Raw genomic sequence first — 18,126 nt, forward strand, 5'->3', positions numbered from 1 at the left:
TGCCTCGCCCTATGGCCGGGCTTCTCCAGATATTCGCATAGTACCGGTTCGTTCTTGCTATCGTTTTCCTAGCTTACATGTTGATGACAGCATGAGAAGCATATAAGAGATCAATCAAAGGAGGGGAGAGAATAACATGCATCAGATCGTTGAATGGATATCCAATACGGCCGTTCACTGGATCAGTGTGCTTGGACTTGCTGGCGTATTTATCACCATGGTGCTCGAGAGTGCTTGTATACCGATACCAAGCGAAGTGATTTTGTTAAGCGGAGGGGCTGCAGTAGCAAGCGGCTCCATGTCATATGCAGGTGTTGTGGCGGCAGGCGTTCTTGGTAATGTCGTCGGTTCTGTTATCGCTTATTTCATAGGTTCAAAGGGTGGAAGAAAGCTGCTTGAGCGATATGGGAAGTACGTTCTGTTTAATCAAGCACACCTTGATCAGGCTCAGCGCTGGTTTGATAGGCACGGAGAAAGCACCGTATTCTTCTCAAGAAATTTACCTTTTGTGCGAACATTCATTTCACTACCTGCAGGGATTGCGGGGATGAACTTCCGAAGGTTCGCTTGGTTTACCTTTGTAGGTTGCATTCCTTGGAATATGGCATTAACTTACGCCGGCTACAAATTAGGTTCTAACATGGATGTCGTCGAAAAATACCTGCATCCGTTAAGTTATGGACTTGCCGGGCTTGCATGTTTACTGCTTCTGTACTGGCTCTTACGCAAGAGAAGGAAGACAGCATAATGCCGGTTCTAGTCGTTGTACCTGTTGCAGCCACGGCGGTAATGTCAGATCTTGTAATTGAACGCTATGATTACGTCTTTGACGAAGCGGGTCAGCCGATTATCAAACTGACGGTTCAGAATCCAGACGCTAAAGCACTGTACGGCGATATCGGCATTAACGTAAGTCAAGCTATTGAATCTGCTCAAAACGAATATGTCTACAAAAATGTATCGAAAACAAAAGGACCACGTAACATTGGGTTTCTGCCTGGCAAAGAACAAATCATATTTATCCGCAAAGGGCCATTACTAGAGCCAGGTATGTATGAGGCCGAGATTAGATTGAAAGGACATGACGAATTTAAATCTCAGCGCTATGATTTCCAAGTCTCAAAGGCAGCTTATGAACAAGCTATGGCGAGAAGGGGAGCTAAGAGAAGCGATTCTCTCCCTAAAGAACCGCAGTATATAGCCGTTCGCGATATCTCGTTCATCGTATTATCTGGATTAATTGTTCTCGTCGGAATCAAAAATTTATGGAAGGCTGTGCTAGAGAAGAAGCGGCGCCGCAGCAGTCACAAGAATCAGAAACTTGACAGTAGACATGAATAAGTCTCCGTGGCCAATTGAAGTAATCGCAGGGGCAGTGCTCGGAATCATAATCAGCCTATTGCTTTGGCTTGCTTGCGCCTGAAGAAACGGTGGCGCGTATTTAAAATCGAGTCGGTGAAGACGTAATAAAACATAATGGGGACAAATCCAATTTTTATTGCCCCATCATACGTTTCATTGATAATGAGTAGCTATATCGGTCAAAACATTTTGGAATCTTAATTCGAAGATCAACTTCGCAATAGAAATAACCCCAGTCAAGTGTGATCGCATTTGATTAGGGGTTATTTTTGTGATTAATCAAGGTCGTGAAAGGTTTTGATAGGATCAGTACTTAAATAGATTGTAGTTCCATTTAAATTTGTAATGTGAACAACATTTTCATCCATTTGAACGATTTTACCAACATTGAATACTGGGGCCCCGTGATTTAAAATGGCGACTTTGATTTCTACGAGTTTGTCCTTCAAGTGCTCGTAAGATTTACTTCATTTTTTCATGTTTATTTCAGAATTGATTGGTACATTTTTTATCTATGACGTCTTTTGCAAGGGGGATAGTTAATTATGCGAATATTACTGGCTGAGGACGATGAGACGCTAGGTGAGCTAACCGAGCATCAGTTGAAACGGCAATATCATGTTGTCGATTGGATGAAGGATGGCCACCAGGCGAAGGAAGCAATAGCTACTGGTCGCTATGACGTATATGTACTAGATTGGATGTTGCCTGAGCTGACCGGTTTAGAACTCGTAAGGGAGATCCGCAGGAAGGAAGATCATACTCCGATTCTGCTATTGACGGCTCGAGATGCAGTTCAAGATCGAGTGGAGGGGTTACGCGCAGGGGCAGATGACTACATGATTAAGCCTTTTGCATTTGAGGAACTGGAAGCAAGGTTATTCGCCTTGTTCAGGCGGCAGGATCGGGGCTACCATTCATCGGATACACTTAGCTTAGGAGATATAACGGCAAATATGAGCCGATTCGGAGTCACCCGTAGAGGAACTGCAATTATATTGACAAGGCGCGAATTCCAATTGCTCGTCTGTTTGATGCGCCATGCTGGACAAGTCCTTTCACGAGAGCAACTGCTTGATCAGGTATGGGGGCTTGCGTCGGATGTGACGCTTAACGTCGTTGACGCTACAATTAGATTGCTCCGAAAGAAAGTGGACGGACCCTATGAAACAAAATGCATTCAAAGCGTTTATGGCGCTGGATACCGGTTTATGAAAGGTGGGGAATGAGATCAATGTTTAAACGGACACGAACCCGGCTAACGCGAGAGTTCTCGCTTACGATTGGTATTATTCTGATGATATCCGCCATTTTCTCTTTATGGATGGTACAGCAAATGTTGACAACGACAGAAGACAATCAACTTAAATCTTTAAGCAATCAGTATGAAGCTGAGCTTCAGAAGCTAATCGAGTCTCCAAAAGGAAATGCGTTGTTCGATTCTTCGTTGGATAGGGAGAAGGTGAACTCATTTTACGAACCAGGAGGCTTACAGCTTAACCAAATGGCATGGTTGCTCGATCCGAACGGTGAGATGATCTTTCAATCCTCGCCATCTAACAAGAACTCATCTGGGGTGAATTTTCCGCTTGCGGCGCTCCAACCAAGCCTCCACGCGGAACCGGATAATGTTTACCGAAATGTAAGCGCGAATGGAAGAACCTTTCGAATCGGAGGCACGATACTTTCACATAGTAAACTCACGGATTATAGAATAATTGTTGCACAGGAAGTCACGAGTGATACCGATCTTTTAACGCAGCTACGATGGGCATTTGCAGGTTTCGCCTTGCTTATGTTAGCCGCCGGAGGGGCTGCCGGTTATATATTGGCGGGGCGCGCAATGGGACCGATTTCACAAGCGTTCCACCGACAGGAACAATTCACTTCCGATGCGTCGCATGAGCTTCGGACACCGCTTAGCATTTTGAAATCTGCATACGAGGTACTAGACGAGGAGAGCGATAAACTGCCTGATTTCCATCGTAGTGTATTCATGAAGACGGGGCGGGAAATTCATCATATGAGCCGGTTAGTCGATAATTTGCTCGTGCTTGCGCGTAGTGATAGCGGTCGGCTTGAGCTGGTTTTATCACGATTTTCTATGCGTCACGCAATCCGCCAAGTCATGGAACAATTAGAACCCATTGCGACTTCTAAGCATGTGAAGTTGATATGGGAAAATCGCCAAAGTGGATCTGGCGCGGAAGAAGCGATGATTCAAGCCGATGAGGTACGGATTCGTCAGCTTATCTTAATCGTCATCGAGAATGCGATTCAGTACAACAGGGAAGGCGGCAGTGTTACCGTCTCCTTGGAAACGAACCCTCAGAAGGTATCCTTTATTGTCAGTGATACGGGGATAGGCATTGAGAACGAGCATCTGCCTCGTATTTTCGAACGATTTTATCGAATGGATAAAGCCCGGACTCGCCGATCGGAAGGAACTGGCCTCGGACTTGCGATTGCGAAACAAATTGTTGATGCACATCGGGCAAAGATAGAGGTGTGGAGTACGCCTCAGGTCGGTACGACGTTTCGTGTATCTCTTCCGAGTATTTCAGATTCTTTTCAGAATGTTTCTATAACTTAAAGCATGTAGCCTCCCCATTATATGGATGGCAAATTCAAAACGAAGAAGGGATAAAACAATGAAGAAAAATTGGAAGCTCGCTGGCGCAGCGCTGCTAATCGCGATCGCAGTGCCGGTAACCGCTTATGCGGCAGACAACCTAAATGGCAAATCACAGGATGACAAGAAGGCAAGCTATGCAGATGCTCAGAAGACAAAGCCAGCTGGTAAGAAAGGAGAGAAACCAAGTCCTGGCAAAGACGATAAGTTGAAATTGGATTTGGAAACAATCGCTAAATCAAAGCTCGGCCTGGATCAAGAGGCTTTCGAACAAGCCAAGAAAGCAGGTAAATCTCTTGCAGATATCGCGAAAGCAAAAGGAAAAGCGCTTCAGCCGCTTATTGATGAGCTAACGAAGGAGATTAGTGATGCGATATTAGCGCATCTCGATCCTAAGGATCTTACAGCTCAGGAGAAAGAGAATGTGAAGAAGAAGGCATCCATGGAAGCAGAACGCATCTTCACAGAACCGCTCAACAAGGAGAGCACCAAGCAAGAAGGCAGCGACTGGAATCTAGCAGCAGCTCTAAAATTAATCGGAATCGACAAGGCTACTTTCGCTGATAAGGTCCATGCGGGTCAATCATTCGTCGATATTGCGAAGGATCACGGTGCGACACGTCAGCAGCTAATCGATGCGCTAGTGTCAGATGTGAATGCAAAAATCGATGAAGGTAAGACAAACGGTGATATTACTCAAGAACAAGCGGATGAGAAGAAGCAGGCAGTACTTAAAGAAGTTGAAGATTTCGTCGACCATACACAGACGCTGTTTAAGAAGAAAGAGAGCTTTGCGGCAGCACAGGGCAAGGATGATAAACGGAACCCGGACGAAGGAATTAGAATTGATTTTCAACAGATCGCTAATTCTAAGCTTGGTTTAGATAAAGAAGCTTTCCAGGAGGCACTTGAAGCGGGTAAGTCGTTAGCTGACATTGCGAAAGAGAAGGGTATTGCGCTTCAGCCTTTGGTTGATGGGTTAACAAAGGAAATTAGTTATGAAATTCTAGCGAAAAACTCTAAAGATCTTACAGCTGATGAAAAGGAGAATGTGAAGAAAAAGGCCTCGATGGAAGCAGAGCGCGTCTTCACTACTCCGCTTAATAAAGAGCAAGAAGGAAAAAAACAGGGGATTGGCGAATTTAACATGCATGCTGCTTTAGAATTGATCGGCATAGACAAAGCAACTTTCTCTGAACAGGTTCAAGGTGGCAAGTCGTTTGCGGACATCGCAAAGGATCATGGCGTATCCCGTCAGCAGCTAATCGATACGCTAATATCAGACTTCACCGCCAAAATTGATTCAGTAAAAGCAGAAGGTGAAATTACACAAGAACAAGCAGATCAGAAGAAGCAAGCTGTACGGAAGGAAGTTGAAGATTTCGTTGATCATACACAGACGATGTTTAAAATAAAAGAAGAGAAGAAATAGTTTGGAACAAAGGCTGCCGGTGACGATCGCGATACTCTGGAGACATAAACTTCGTTGACCATCTGCCACCGCCATCGCCCGAGAAATTCGCCTTTTCACCTCCAAGAGATGAAAAGCCTCTCTCGGCACCCTGTTCCCACGCTGCAGCAATCACATAAGCCGCAAGAAGAAGCCGAGAGATCAACCCCTGATCTCTCGGCTTCTTCTCTTTAACGTCGTTTGCGAAGGACCTTCTTGTTCACCCAAGCGCTGCTGCTGCCAGGCTGCGGATTCCGCTCGCCCGCTTGATCGTTGATGCTGCGGTTGACAGCGATCTGTCCGCCTTGGGTCGCTGCGAATCCGACGTGGCGGTTGATCATGCCGCCGCTTTCCGCTTTTTGAATGATTTTGATCCGATGCCCGTAGTGAATCGAAATGTTATAGGTGATGTTGACTACTTTTTTGCAGAAACAACGGTGTGCTCTGCCCATCTCTCATCCTCCAATCCTATTTGCTCTACGATATGAATCTATGAGAGGAGGGACTTGTGCGCATGTCCGGCAAATAAAAAAGGACAGCCAGTTGCTGGCTTGTCCTCTTCGTCCAAATACTAAACTTCCATGTTAAACTGCCACAAAATGCCGAACTTATCTGTTGCTTGTCCATAAAGCTTGCTCCAGAAAGTCTCCTGCAGCGGCATAGTAGCTGTGCCATCGCCACTAATGCGATTGTAAACACGCGTAAGCTCTTCTGCGTCATTGATGACGAGTGCAAGCGTGATGTTATTGCCCATCGTGAGCGGCATTCCCGGGAAAGTATCAGAGAACATGAGGTCGCTGCCATAAGCATGGATGCGAGCGTGCATGATATGCTTTTCAGTTCCTGGTGGAAGCGGGTAATCCGGATGAGCCGGCACACTGTCGAAAGTTGCGAGGTTCGTTACTTCGACATTGAACACTTCAGCGTAGTATTCTACAGCTTCACGTGTGTTGCCTGGGAAATTGAGGTATGCACTGATTGCCATTACGATCACGCCTCCAAGGGTTAGTAGAATTTGGTACAGAAGTACCTCCAATAGTTTATCATGTCCGAAGCCAAAAGCAAATTTGGAATCAACAGGAAATCCCTCTTTCAGTTAGCTCTCCGCGGTTTCATCCAAGTCTTCATTGTAAGCAAGTATGCCACGTTTAAAATAATGCAGCTTCTCATCGTCGGTCGTTTCCATCAGGTTCTGAATGAGCAGCTCCACGCTCTCTTTGTAGCTATTGCTGTTATATAGCGCCATGGCGAGAAACACTTGGATCGCACGGTTATCCGGGAATTCCTGCCTTCCTAGTCGCAGCGTCTCGACCGCTTTATCGTACTGCCCCCAATACCGATAAGTGCTGCCGAGCCCCATCAGACACCGTTCCCGATCTGCACCGGATAGACCAAGTCGAAGCGCGGACTCGTAATAAGGAATGGCTGCTTTGCCAAGGCCGGAATTGTCATGCGCGATGCCAATCTGATAGTTGATTTCAGCATCCTCTGGATATTCGGCTAATAATGACATTAATTGCGTCCGAACTTCGCTTAGCAGCGCCTGATCCTGTTTTGCACGGCCTTCCTCACGCATTTCGATCCATTTAGCAAGCTCTACACTTCTCATACCTGCACCATCCTAAAGTTGATAAATAGACAACAAAGATGGACTCATTTTATCATAGCGCTTGGTATCCTTTGTATAAGTTTCCAGTAGAAATTCGTAAAGGGCTGGCAACATATTTTACAATCATTTTCGAAACGATATAATCATGATAGAATTACGTGAAAATCGCGCAAGCTGAGGGAGCCTATATGAAGAAGCCCATTTTTTATTCCATCATCGGAATTAGCTTGGCCGCCTTGGCCGTTACGCTCTATTCCATGTTTACGCTATATTCCAATGACCTTGGCATGTCGAACATTGCGGAGCCTGTGCTGACGTCATCCAAGCCGCATATCGTCATCATTTCTCAGGAGCAGGGCAGCTATATGATGAACGAAATCCAGCGTGGGGCTCGCGATGCAGCGGCGTCGCACGGCATGGCAATCGAATTCTGGGGAGTCTATCGCTCGAATGTGGAAGAGCTTATTAAGCAGGTCGATATTGCAATCGCTTCCAAAGTCGACGGCATTATTATCGAGGGCGCAGATCGGCCGGATTTTGTCCAGATGGTCAATAAGGCGATATTCAGCGGAATTCCTGTCGTGACGATCAATTCAGATTCGCCGGGGTCCTTACGCAAGTCGTATGTCGGCTCGGACCATTATCAAGAAGGCATTCTGATGGGGAAGCATATTGCTCAGAAGCTGGGCGGGCAAGGGACGGTAGGCATCATTACGAACACGGAAGCGTCGGATACGGATAAGCTGCGCCAGAGAGGCTTGCATGAAGCGTTGAAGAGCTATCCAGCCATCAAGCTCGTTACTTCTTCGAAGGACAATGAGAATGCGGCTGCGAATATGCAAACCTTTGATATCCTGAATCATTATCCGGCTGCAAAAGCATTCATTGGCTTGAAGGCGGAGTCAGGCAGAAGCATTGTGCAAGCAGGAGGGACCCGCTCGCGGTCAAGCCATTATCAAGTGTTTATGTTTGATGATTCGCCGCAGACGATGAAGTTGATTCAGGATAATATCGTCGAATCTGGCTTGTCGCAGCATTATGAAGAAATGGGCAAAATGAGCGTCGATCTCATTAAGCGCTGGCTCGACAGCGATCAGCTGCCGCTAAACAACAGTTATTTTACTCCAATCAGCGTCGTCGATTCGGCGGATGAAGGAGGCAGCAGATAGCTTATGAAGACGATCCGCAGCAAAATGATGCTTTTGTCGATTCTCATATGGATCATTATGGCGCTTATCTGGCTGTCTATGAGTGCATTCAACCAGAAGACTGTCGAGCAGTACAACCAGATTCTGCAGCGCTACTTGCTTATGAATCAAGCTTCCCAGCAGAGCCAGCAGACGCTCACTTCGTTGAACAATTACCGCATTACCCCGACAGAGGCCAATCTCAAGAGGTACGTGGACGATAATAATACATTATTTCATACCAAGTCCGAGCTGAGCTGGCTTCGCAATCCGAACAATGAGATGCAGCTGGATAACTTTCAGAATATGATCGAGAGCCAGTCTGAATCGATGGATCTCGTCGTTCGGTTCCAGAAAGATAATGACGAAGACTCGGTTGCCAAGAAATTCGATGAAGCATCGAACATTTCCAAATACATTTCCGAGACCACGCTGACGCTAATCAGCGGCGAGCAGAAGACCTATGATGCGTTTTACCGCAAAATCATTAAGCGCAGTAATGACTTGTTCCGAATGGGCTTTTGGACTCTCGCCCTCGTATCATTATTGCTGCTGCTGTTCTCTTTCCGATTCGTCAACAGCGTGACCCAACCGATTTTGAAGCTGACGCAGGCGTCGCGTGAGCTCTCTCGAGGCAATTTCCAGAAGCCAATTGAGATCAGCAATAACGACGATATGGCTTTTCTAGCCAGAACACTCGACAATATGCGGCTTAACATCGGTAATCTATTCGATGAAATCCAGAGCAAGGCGCAGCTGGAGTATGATCTGCACAAGCATAAGCTGATGCTGAAGGAAAGTGAATTGAAGAGTTTGCAGAGCCAGATTAATCCGCATTTTCTGTTCAATACGCTGAATATGCTTTCGAAGGAAGCATTTCTGGCAGGTGCAGACAAAACGAGTGAGCTGATCAGCTCGGTTGCCGGCATGCTTCGTTACAATTTGCGCAGAATGGACAGCAGGGTGTCGCTGCGCGATGAGGTTGAAGTGCTAGAGGAGTACTTGACGATTCAGAAAGCGCGATTCGATGACAGGCTGACGGTCATACGCGAGATCGATGAGGATGCGCTTGATATCGAGGTGCCAATCTTGATTTTGCAGCCGCTGGCGGAGAACGTATTTATATATGTAATTGAACCATCTGAGGAAGGCGGAACGTTGACACTGCGCGTGAAGCAGGAGCAGGATCAAGTCATCGTTCAAGTTGAAGATACCGGACAAGGCATGAGCTTGGAGCAAATTGAGAAGCTGCTATCGGAAGCGGAGAGCACCACTTACAAAGGGCACTCAACAGGGATCGGCATTCGCAACGTCCTGCATCGACTTCAGCTGTTCTATGGCGTTGATGATATTATTACGATTGAATCGAAGATCGGCGAAGGAACATGCATTACGCTTACGCTTCCGAGGGGGAAACAACAATGATACGCGTACTAATTGTAGATGATGAGCCGATTGAGCGAATTGCATTGCAAAAAATAATAACCGATGGACTCGCAGAGGTAGAGGTCGTTGGACAAGCTTCTAATGGCAGGGAAGCAATCGAGCAAACGAAGCTGCTAAAGCCTGACCTCATTACAATGGACATTAAGATGCCAGGATTAAGCGGGCTTGAAGCGATTCAGGGCATTAAAGCAGCTGGCATTCGCGCCAAATTCATAATGGTGACTGCATTCGATACGTTTGAGTTTGCCAGAGCCGCGCTGCAGCTCGGCGTTAGTGATTACTTGCTTAAGCCAAGCAAGAAAGCCGTCATTCTTGAAACGATCGGCAAAGTCGTTGACGAGATTAATGACGAGCGCAAGGAGCAGGAGCGCCAGCGACTAGAGTCGGAGCGATTGCGCAAAATGCTGCCGATTGTGGAGGCTGATATCGTATCTCAGCTATTGTTCGATGATGTGCAATCGGTTCATCTTCGCGAGAATATAGAGCTGCTTGGCGTGCCAGGATCAAAAGGCGGTTTCGTCGTCAATCTGCTGCTCTCGGATACGAAGAAGGGTGAAGGAGGGCCAGGCGATCTTGAGCAGTTATACGACACGATCATCGCTCAGCTGAATGATGCTTCGGTTCATTATTGGATCGGCAAGCTATCCGGTAAGCAAGTACCGATTATCGTGTTCGTGTCCGGCGAACTGTCTTACCGCAATCATGCGGTTGGAATTGGCCGGAAATTGGTGCAGCTCGTCCAGCGGCATAGCGACTTTGAGCCATTCGCCGGAATTGGCGGACTATGCATAGACATTGGCGACGCGATGCGCAAGTCGTATCATGAAGCGCTGCTTGCATCCGTTGATCTCGCCATGCCTGCGCGTTATTGTTTGTATGAGGATTTGCCTCAGCATGAAGAAGCCCCTGCCCGGATCGAGACGCTCGAGATGGAGAAGAATGTGCTGGAAGAAGTTCGGCGCGGCAGCTGGGAAGCAGCGGCTGACCAAGCCCTTCAAATGATCGATGCCTACGAAGGAGCTGGTGAGCAGCTCGGCATGGCACAGCAGCGCATCTTTGAGGTGCTGATCATCGTAACGCGGATGCTGCTTGAGATGGGCGTCGGTGTGGATACGCCCTATTATCCTAACCAAGCGGCAAGCTATGTGCAGTTGAAAGGCGAGACGCGGGCCATCATTAACCGGCTCGCCCAAACAGCCGCATCGCTGGAGGGCGAGATGGAGTCTGATCTCTTGCTTTCGCTGAAGCGCTACATTAAGGAGCATGCACACGAGGAATTATCGCTTGAGCGCATAGCGGCACATGTGGACCGTAATCCGTTCTACGTCAGCAAGCTGTTCAAAGAATATTTCGGCATGAATTATATTGATTATTTGACCGAATGCCGTGTAGAGACAGCGAAGCAATTGATGCAGGAAACAGATAAGAGCTTGAAGGAAATTACGTTCGACATCGGCTATAATGACCCGAATTATTTCAGCCGCGTATTCAGGAAGATCGTTGGCAGTACGCCAACCGATTACCGGAAGCAGCTGCTGCGGCCGGCCGCGAAGAAACAGAGCTAAGGAGCGATGATGCGTGTTGCCTAAACAGAAACTTCATAAAGTGATTGGCGCGGCTTCGATCATCGCGGCACTTGTGTTCCTTTCATCCTGCTCGCTGCTGAATTCGGATAATGGGAAGATCGGCGCAGCACTTAAACAGCCGGAGCGGCTGGAACATGTACGCACCTCAGGAGCTGACGATCAGCTCGTGATCGGGTTATCTATAGATACGCTTGAAGAGGAGCGGTGGGTGAAGGACCGCGACTTGTTCAAGTCTGCCGTTGAGGAGCTTGGCGCCAAGATCGATGTACGGGCGGCAAACGGGGACGACGCGAAGCAAATCGCGCAAGCGGAAAGCATGATCTCAAGCGGCGTCGACGTGCTCGTCGTTGTGCCGCATAATGCTGAAGCATGTGCCGCCATAGTTGCGAAGGCGCATCAAGCTGGCATCAAGGTCATTTCATACGACCGGCTTATACTGGATTCTGACGTCGACCTGTACATTTCCTTCGACAATGAGAAGGCGGGGGAATTGCAGGCCGAGGCCATCGTGAAGCAGGTGCCGAGGGGCAACTATGTCTTGATTGAAGGCGCGGATACGGACAATAACGCGCATATGTTCAAGCAAGGTCAGATGAACATCATTAAGCCGCTCGTCGAAAAAGGCGACATTAAGATCGTATATGACCAGTTCACGAAGGAATGGATTCCGGCGAATGCGAGAGCCAATATGGAGGTTGCGCTGACTGCGAATCAAGGCCATGTTGACGCGGTAATTGCAGCCAATGACGGCACGGCTGGCGGAGTCATTAACGCGCTCGCAGATCACCATCTAGCCGGCATGATCCCGGTTTCAGGGCAGGATGCCGAGCTTGCAGCAGCCCAGCGAATTGTGGAAGGGACGCAGACGATGACCGTTTACAAGCCGATACCGAAGCTGGCGGAAGCGGCAGCTGAGCTCGCGGTCAAGATGGCGAAGGGCGAGGAAGTGAACACCGATAGGAAGGTGTTTAACAAGAAGATTGACGTACCGGCCATTCTGCTCGAACCGATCGCGGTCGATTCGAACAACATGGAGGAGACGATCATTGCTGATGGCTTTCATAAGAAAGCAGACATTTACCGCAATGTGAAATAGATGCATCCAAAGACGCTTCAGCTTATTGCTGAGGCGTTTTTCTTTGCTGTTTATCCAATATCCGCTCTGCTCGTCCCAGAATCACAAAATAGTGTAGATAGACTAAAAAATGTGCTATTGTATAGCGCTTTCAACATGTTTAGCCGGTGCTATAGTTGGTTTGTAAGCGTTTTAGAAAAACCGAGAGGGGAAACAAACATGAAAAAAGGGTTCAAAGCAGTAGCGCTTCTAGTCGTTATCATGCTGTTCGCAGCAATTGTATCGGCATGTGGCAAAGACAACAAAGTAAGCGTAGGTATCGTACTTCCGACGAAGGATGAGCCGCGTTGGGTACAAGATGAGCAGCGCTTCAAAGACGCGCTCAAGGGCACGGATTACACAACTGACATTTTGTTCAGTCAAGGTTCCTCGGCGAAAGAGAAAGAAAACGTTGAGACACTTATCAATAAAGGCATTCAAGTATTGATCATTTGTCCTCAAGATGGCGACGCAGCAGCAGCAGCTGTAGAATCCGCGAAGAAAGCCGGCGTTAAAGTTATCTCCTACGACCGTTTGATCACAAAAACAGATGCTGTAGACTACTACGTTACATTCGATAGCGTTGCAGTAGGTAAAGCACAAGCGCAATACCTCGTTGACCACGCTAAAGGCAGCGGCGAGCCATTGTACCTGTACGCTGGCGCAGCTTCTGACAACAACGCATTCTTGTTCTTCCAAGGCGCATGGGAAGTTCTTCAACCGAAAATCGCTGACGGCACATTCAAAATCGCTAACTCCAGCGAAGCCGAAGCTCTGAAAGGCAACGCAACTCTGGAGCGCGACCAAATGAGCAAAATCATCGGTCAAATCACGACGAACTGGGATGCAAACGAAGCGAAGAACAAAGCACAAACTCACTTGACTGCAGCAGCAGCTGACATGAAAGGCGACGTTGCTATCCTTGCTCCTAACGATGGCACAGCTCGTTCGATCGCAGACGTATTCGGTTCCGACAAAGACGTGAAGAGCTTCGTCGTTTCTGGTCAAGATGCTGAGCAAGCTTCCATCCAATACGTAATCGACGGCAAACAATCGATGACAGTATTCAAAGATGTTCGTAACCTCGTTAAAGACGCAATGGGTATGGCGCTTTCGATCCTCGACGACAAAGCACCAGAAACAACAGGCGAATACGATAACGGCAAAATCAAAGTGCCAGCGAAACAAACAGATGTAATCGTTGTTGACAAAGACAACGTGAAATCGGCTCTGATTGATTCCGGCTACTACAAAGCTAGCGACTTCCAAGGTCTGTAATCCATAAAAGGCATTTCGGGGAATAGTGATAGGTCATCTATCACTATTCTTCGATTAATCATTCAGCAATGCCTAGCGACAGCGATGCCAAGTTCAAGCCTGAATGATTTAGTTAAGGAGTGCGAGAACATGAGTGACTATATATTAGAGATGAGAGGCATTTCCAAAGAATTTCCCGGCGTTAAAGCTCTTTCGAACGTAAGCTTCAAAGTGAAGAAGGGCGAAATTCATTTTTTGGTCGGCGAGAACGGTGCAGGTAAATCGACGCTGATGAAGGTGCTCTCGGGCGTATATCCGCACGGATCTTACGACGGAGATATCGTATTCGAAGGAAATGTACAAAGTTTTGCCAAGATCAACGATAGCGTAAAAACAGGTATTGCCATCATTTATCAAGAGCTTGCGCTTTTCCCTGATTTGACGGTATACGAGAATATTTTTGCAGGCAACGAAATTAAACGCGGTTCGTTCGTGGATTGGAATCACACCATTATGCGGGCGAAGGAAATGCTGCAAATGGTGAAGCTGGATGTGAACCCGGAGACGCTAATTAAGGATCTGGGCGTCGGCAAGCAGCAGCTTGTCGAAATTGCGAAGGCATTAACGAAAGATGTGAAGCTGCTCATCCTGGATGAGCCGACCGCAGCACTTAATGAAGATGACAGTGAAAACTTGCTGGAGCTTCTAAGGGAGCTTCGTAATCAAGGCATTACATGCATAATGATTTCGCACAAGCTGAAGGAAGTCATTGCGATTGCCGATAGTGCAACCGTACTGCGTGACGGACAAACGATCTGTACGCTTGACGCCTCCAAAGGCGAAATTACCGAAAATGCCATTATCAAAAACATGGTCGGTCGCGAGATCGAGGATATTTATCCGAAGCGGGCAAACAAGTTGTTTGGCAATCCAATTCTGGAGCTTCAGAATTGGTCGGCATACGATCCGAATCTCGGTCGCAGCGTCGTCAAAAACGTCAATTTGCATGTTAAACAAGGCGAAATCGTCGGTATTGCCGGCTTAATGGGCTCTGGAAGAACAGAACTTGCACAAAGTATCTTTGGTAATCCGAAGTCTTATAAATTGCAGGGAGACTTGCAGCTTGACGGCAAGAAGCGTACGTTCAAGCATCCGCAGGATGCAATCTCCGCAGGCATTGCTTATGTAACGGAAGACCGGAAGGGCGATGGCCTCTTCCTCATTCAAGACATTAAGAGCAACATCGTGGCAGCGAACCTGCATGGCATCGCTAAGAACGGCTTCATTAACCAGAATGAAGAAGTAAAGATTTCGAATGCATATAAACAATCGCTAAACATTAAGACGCCTTCGGTCGAACAGCTTGTCGGCAAGCTGAGCGGCGGTAACCAGCAGAAGGTATCGCTCGGCAAATGGCTGTTCGTCGGACCGAAGCTGCTTATCTTGGATGAGCCGACCCGCGGTATCGACGTAGGGGCAAAGTTCGAGATTTATACACTTATGAACAAGCTGATCGCAGAAGGCATGAGCATCATTATGATCTCGTCGGAGCTTGGCGAGGTGCTCGGAATGAGCGACCGGATCTACGTGATGGCGGAAGGCCGCATGACGGGCGAGCTGTCCATGGAAGAAGCGGATCAAGAGAAAATTATGCAACTTGCAACGCAATAGGGGGAACACACTGTGAATTTCTTTAACGAAGGAAAATCGTTGATCAAAGTAAATATTCGCGAATACGGCATGTATATCGCATTGTTCGTCATTATGCTGACGTTCTCCATTATGACGGACGGCTTGTTCATGTCATCACGGAACATCAGTAACCTGCTCGATGCGACCGGCTATATCGCGGTGCTTGCAGTCGGCATGACGCTCGTCATTGTCATTCGTCACATAGATTTATCGGTCGGGTTCATGGCGGGCTTTCTGGGCGCAATCGCTGCGATCTTCTTGACGCAGCTGGGTGTACCGTTCTACATTACGATTCCGATCATTCTCGTATTTGGCATTATTGTAGGCTTGTTAAACGGCTTCCTGGTCGCCCAGATCGGTATTCCATCCTTCGTTGCATCGCTCGCAGGGATGTTGATCTTCAGAGGCGCGCTGCTTATGGTGACAGAGAAAACAGGTACGATCATTATTAAAGACGATCACTTCAACGCGATCGGGAACGGCTTTATCCCATCGCTCGGCAAAGTGGCCGGACTGAACGTGCTCTCCTTGATCCTTGGCGCTGCGGCTATTCTGCTTTACATTTTCGTAGAAATTTCGAATCGGAAAAAGAAGCAGCAGTACAATTTCGAAGTCACATCGAACAATATTTTTGCTGTTAAGCTTGTATTTGTTTCCGCTATTATCGCTTATATCACATGGATTATCGCAGGCTACAACGGCTTCTCCTGGACAGTCGTTATTATGGTGCTCGTCGTTGTTGTTTATCAGATTCTATCCACGAAGACAGTGCTTGGGCGTCATATCTATGCGGTTGGCAGCAACCCGGAAGCGGCTCACCTGAGCGGTATCAGCGTTAAGAAAATTACGTACATCGTATTCGGTTCGATGGGTATGCTGTCTGCGCTTTCCGGTATTCTGTTTACGGCGCGTTTGCAATCTGCGACTACAACAGCAGGTACGCTGTTCGAGCTTGATGCGATTGCAGCAGCTTATGTCGGCGGTGTATCCGCGGCAGGCGGCGTTGGTAAAGTAACAGGCTCGATCATCGGTGCGATCGTTATGGCCTCGCTCTCCAGCGGTATGAACCTGCTCGGCGTTGGCATCTCTTATCAGTACATGATTCGTGGCGCGGTGCTTGCTGCCGCGGTTATTTTCGACGTCATGACGCGCAAAAAGAGAGGTTAATTCTTCACTTGTTCAATAGTTGCTTCAAACTGCCAGGAACCTCACGTTCCTGGCTTTTTTTGACCGTAAAATCGAATCCTCCTCATGCCGATATAGTAAGAATGAGCAATAACATATAACAGGATGCTATTGTCCGAACCTATAGGAGGATTAAATAAGAGCAATGAGGACGTTAGTACCGGATTATTACGAGAAATTTACGTGTATTGGTTCAGCCTGCGAGGATACCTGCTGCTCGGGGTGGAGTATTGCAATCGATGAGCAGACATTAAAAAAATATAAGCGCGTACCGAAGCAGCAAATAGATATTATGTCAGGCGTGAATGGGAAATCATTCAAGACCATTGAAGCGAACTGCCACTTCCTAACGGAAGAGAAGCTTTGCCGGATTCAAGCTACACTTGGCGAATCGTTTCTGTCGCATACCTGTGACAAGTTTCCAAGATCAGTCAATGTGGTTGAAGGTGTAAAAGAAGCTTCCGCAACGCTCGCTTGTCCGGAAATTGCACGGCTAGTGCTCTTTAACCCGAATGGTATCGATGTGAACTATACCGAAGAAGAGATTGCGCTTCCCATTGATAAACGATTCAAACCGGATCCCTATATGAACATCGTACGAGACCTCGTTCTAGGCATCTTGCAGGACCGTCGATATTCACTCGATGACCGGATGGTCATTCTTGCGATGTATTTCAATGATCTTGTGAAATATAAAGGACTCGAGGATGAGTTCTTGCATGGCGATTTCCGTGATGTGCTGCGTGATGTGAGCGGGGAACCGGCAAGCCAGTTCCAAATTGTCCGTGACATTCTTCACATCCTGAAGGACGAACAGAAGGAAGCTGCGCGATATAAAGCGTTGATCGCTTCGGTAGACGGATATTTAGGCGGCTCCAGCAGCAACTACGCAGAAGCCTATGCGGTGCACTACAAGCCATTCATGGAGTCTAATGCGCATATCCTTGAGAACTTCCTTGTCAATTATGCTTATCGCACAGTCGATTTCTCTAAGTCAATCGAATCGTTCTTCTTGATGACCGTCCTTTACGCGATGCTGAAATATCATCTCATTGGCAATGCTGGCGCTCACAAAGGGCTGACGAAAGAGCTTGTCGTCGAGACGATCCAGCCGTTCATGAAACGGTTCGAGCACCACCCGGGTACTGCGATGATTACAAGCTTCTTCAAGGAGAACGGTTACTTCTCGCTTGCTGACTTTATTCGATTAATTAAGAATGAAGGCGCCCGCGCCTAATTGAATTTGCATCGCCAGCTCCTTGAATAGAAGGGGCTGGCGTTTTTTTCATGGGGCTTGCAGCATTGACAATTTCTTCGGCTCTCAGTTACTGTAAAACGTGGAACGAATTCGGGTTGAGAGGGTGTAGTTGATCTTGGATAATGGCATAGCTGTCATTGTAGTTGAGAAAGAGACGGACGGGCAGTTGCGGCATATTGATGAGCGGATTTGGTCGACAGCGATGATTACATCTCTTGAGCATATCAATTTCATAACGATCGGCAATCAGGAATATAAGACGATTGAAGGCCGATTGAACTTGGATGTTGGAAAACTTGAAATTTTAGTCGTTGCTGTACGTAATGAATAGAGGCTATGGATTGCAAC

17 protein-coding genes are annotated in these 18,126 nt (G+C 47.5%); 14 read left to right on the forward strand and 3 right to left on the reverse strand.

Annotated features, from left to right (window positions below; translation table 11 throughout):
- Positions 1-136: 136 nt before the first annotated feature.
- The 5 genes from AC0LWF_RS03670 to AC0LWF_RS03690 all read left to right on the forward strand — a co-directional run bounded on the left by AC0LWF_RS03670 (position 137) and on the right by AC0LWF_RS03690 (position 5,426).
- Entirely contained in the window at positions 137-748 is a 612-nt protein-coding gene (locus AC0LWF_RS03670; RefSeq protein ID WP_474650178.1) for a DedA family protein, read from the forward strand.
- The gene (locus AC0LWF_RS03675) at positions 748-1,341 is read left to right on the forward strand and encodes a hypothetical protein (RefSeq protein ID WP_474650179.1); all 594 of its coding nucleotides are present in this window, start codon (positions 748-750) and stop codon (positions 1,339-1,341) included. The genes AC0LWF_RS03670 and AC0LWF_RS03675 overlap by 1 nt, the downstream gene beginning before the upstream one ends.
- Before the next feature lie 566 nt (positions 1,342-1,907).
- Positions 1,908-2,591: a response regulator transcription factor gene (locus AC0LWF_RS03680; protein ID WP_474650180.1), complete on the forward strand. Its 684-nt coding sequence runs from the start codon at positions 1,908-1,910 to the stop codon at positions 2,589-2,591.
- A gap of 5 nt (positions 2,592-2,596) precedes the next feature.
- Positions 2,597-3,955, forward strand: a complete 1,359-nt coding sequence (locus AC0LWF_RS03685) for a sensor histidine kinase (protein ID WP_474650181.1) — start codon at positions 2,597-2,599, stop codon at positions 3,953-3,955.
- A gap of 58 nt (positions 3,956-4,013) precedes the next feature.
- The gene (locus tag AC0LWF_RS03690) at positions 4,014-5,426 is read left to right on the forward strand and encodes a hypothetical protein (protein ID WP_474650182.1); all 1,413 of its coding nucleotides are present in this window, start codon (positions 4,014-4,016) and stop codon (positions 5,424-5,426) included.
- 209 nt (positions 5,427-5,635) lie between these two features.
- Here AC0LWF_RS03690 and AC0LWF_RS03695 read toward each other — a convergent pair whose 3' ends face one another.
- The 3 genes from AC0LWF_RS03695 to AC0LWF_RS03705 form a co-directional block, all read right to left on the reverse strand.
- Positions 5,636-5,896: a hypothetical protein gene (locus AC0LWF_RS03695; protein ID WP_474650183.1), complete on the reverse strand. Its 261-nt coding sequence runs from the start codon at positions 5,894-5,896 to the stop codon at positions 5,636-5,638.
- A gap of 119 nt (positions 5,897-6,015) precedes the next feature.
- Positions 6,016-6,429, reverse strand: a complete 414-nt coding sequence (locus tag AC0LWF_RS03700) for a VOC family protein (protein WP_474650184.1) — start codon at positions 6,427-6,429, stop codon at positions 6,016-6,018.
- Between the two features lie 111 nt (positions 6,430-6,540).
- Positions 6,541-7,053, reverse strand: coding sequence for a tetratricopeptide repeat protein (locus tag AC0LWF_RS03705; protein WP_474650185.1), 513 nt, complete (start codon positions 7,051-7,053; stop codon positions 6,541-6,543).
- A 188-nt stretch (positions 7,054-7,241) separates the two neighbouring features.
- On the opposite strand from AC0LWF_RS03705, the gene AC0LWF_RS03710 reads away from it, so the two are divergent.
- The 9 genes from AC0LWF_RS03710 to AC0LWF_RS03750 all read left to right on the forward strand — a co-directional run bounded on the left by AC0LWF_RS03710 (position 7,242) and on the right by AC0LWF_RS03750 (position 18,109).
- Entirely contained in the window at positions 7,242-8,222 is a 981-nt protein-coding gene (locus AC0LWF_RS03710) for a substrate-binding domain-containing protein (RefSeq protein ID WP_474650186.1), read from the forward strand.
- Between the two features lie 3 nt (positions 8,223-8,225).
- Entirely contained in the window at positions 8,226-9,665 is a 1,440-nt protein-coding gene (locus tag AC0LWF_RS03715; protein WP_474650188.1) for a sensor histidine kinase, read from the forward strand.
- A complete protein-coding gene (locus AC0LWF_RS03720; protein ID WP_474650189.1) occupies positions 9,662-11,251 on the forward strand; it encodes a response regulator in 1,590 nt (529 codons plus the stop codon). Before AC0LWF_RS03715 ends, AC0LWF_RS03720 begins: the two co-directional genes overlap by 4 nt.
- Before the next feature lie 16 nt (positions 11,252-11,267).
- Positions 11,268-12,368 (forward strand): D-xylose ABC transporter substrate-binding protein, encoded by a 1,101-nt coding sequence (xylF, locus tag AC0LWF_RS03725; RefSeq protein WP_474650190.1) that lies wholly within the window; start codon positions 11,268-11,270, stop codon positions 12,366-12,368.
- 198 nt (positions 12,369-12,566) lie between these two features.
- On the forward strand, positions 12,567-13,664 hold the full coding sequence (locus tag AC0LWF_RS03730) for a sugar ABC transporter substrate-binding protein (RefSeq protein WP_474650191.1): 1,098 nt from the start codon (positions 12,567-12,569) through the stop codon (positions 13,662-13,664).
- Between the two features lie 129 nt (positions 13,665-13,793).
- Positions 13,794-15,314, forward strand: a complete 1,521-nt coding sequence (locus AC0LWF_RS03735) for an ATP-binding cassette domain-containing protein (RefSeq protein WP_474650192.1) — start codon at positions 13,794-13,796, stop codon at positions 15,312-15,314.
- A 12-nt stretch (positions 15,315-15,326) separates the two neighbouring features.
- The gene (locus AC0LWF_RS03740) at positions 15,327-16,502 is read left to right on the forward strand and encodes a sugar ABC transporter permease (protein ID WP_474650193.1); all 1,176 of its coding nucleotides are present in this window, start codon (positions 15,327-15,329) and stop codon (positions 16,500-16,502) included.
- 163 nt (positions 16,503-16,665) lie between these two features.
- Positions 16,666-17,757, forward strand: a complete 1,092-nt coding sequence (fliB, locus tag AC0LWF_RS03745) for a flagellin lysine-N-methylase (protein ID WP_474650194.1) — start codon at positions 16,666-16,668, stop codon at positions 17,755-17,757.
- A 136-nt stretch (positions 17,758-17,893) separates the two neighbouring features.
- Positions 17,894-18,109, forward strand: coding sequence for a hypothetical protein (locus tag AC0LWF_RS03750; RefSeq protein WP_474650195.1), 216 nt, complete (start codon positions 17,894-17,896; stop codon positions 18,107-18,109).
- Positions 18,110-18,126: the final 17 nt, after the last annotated feature.

This window comes from Paenibacillus sp. sgz302114 (genome assembly GCF_056120345.1).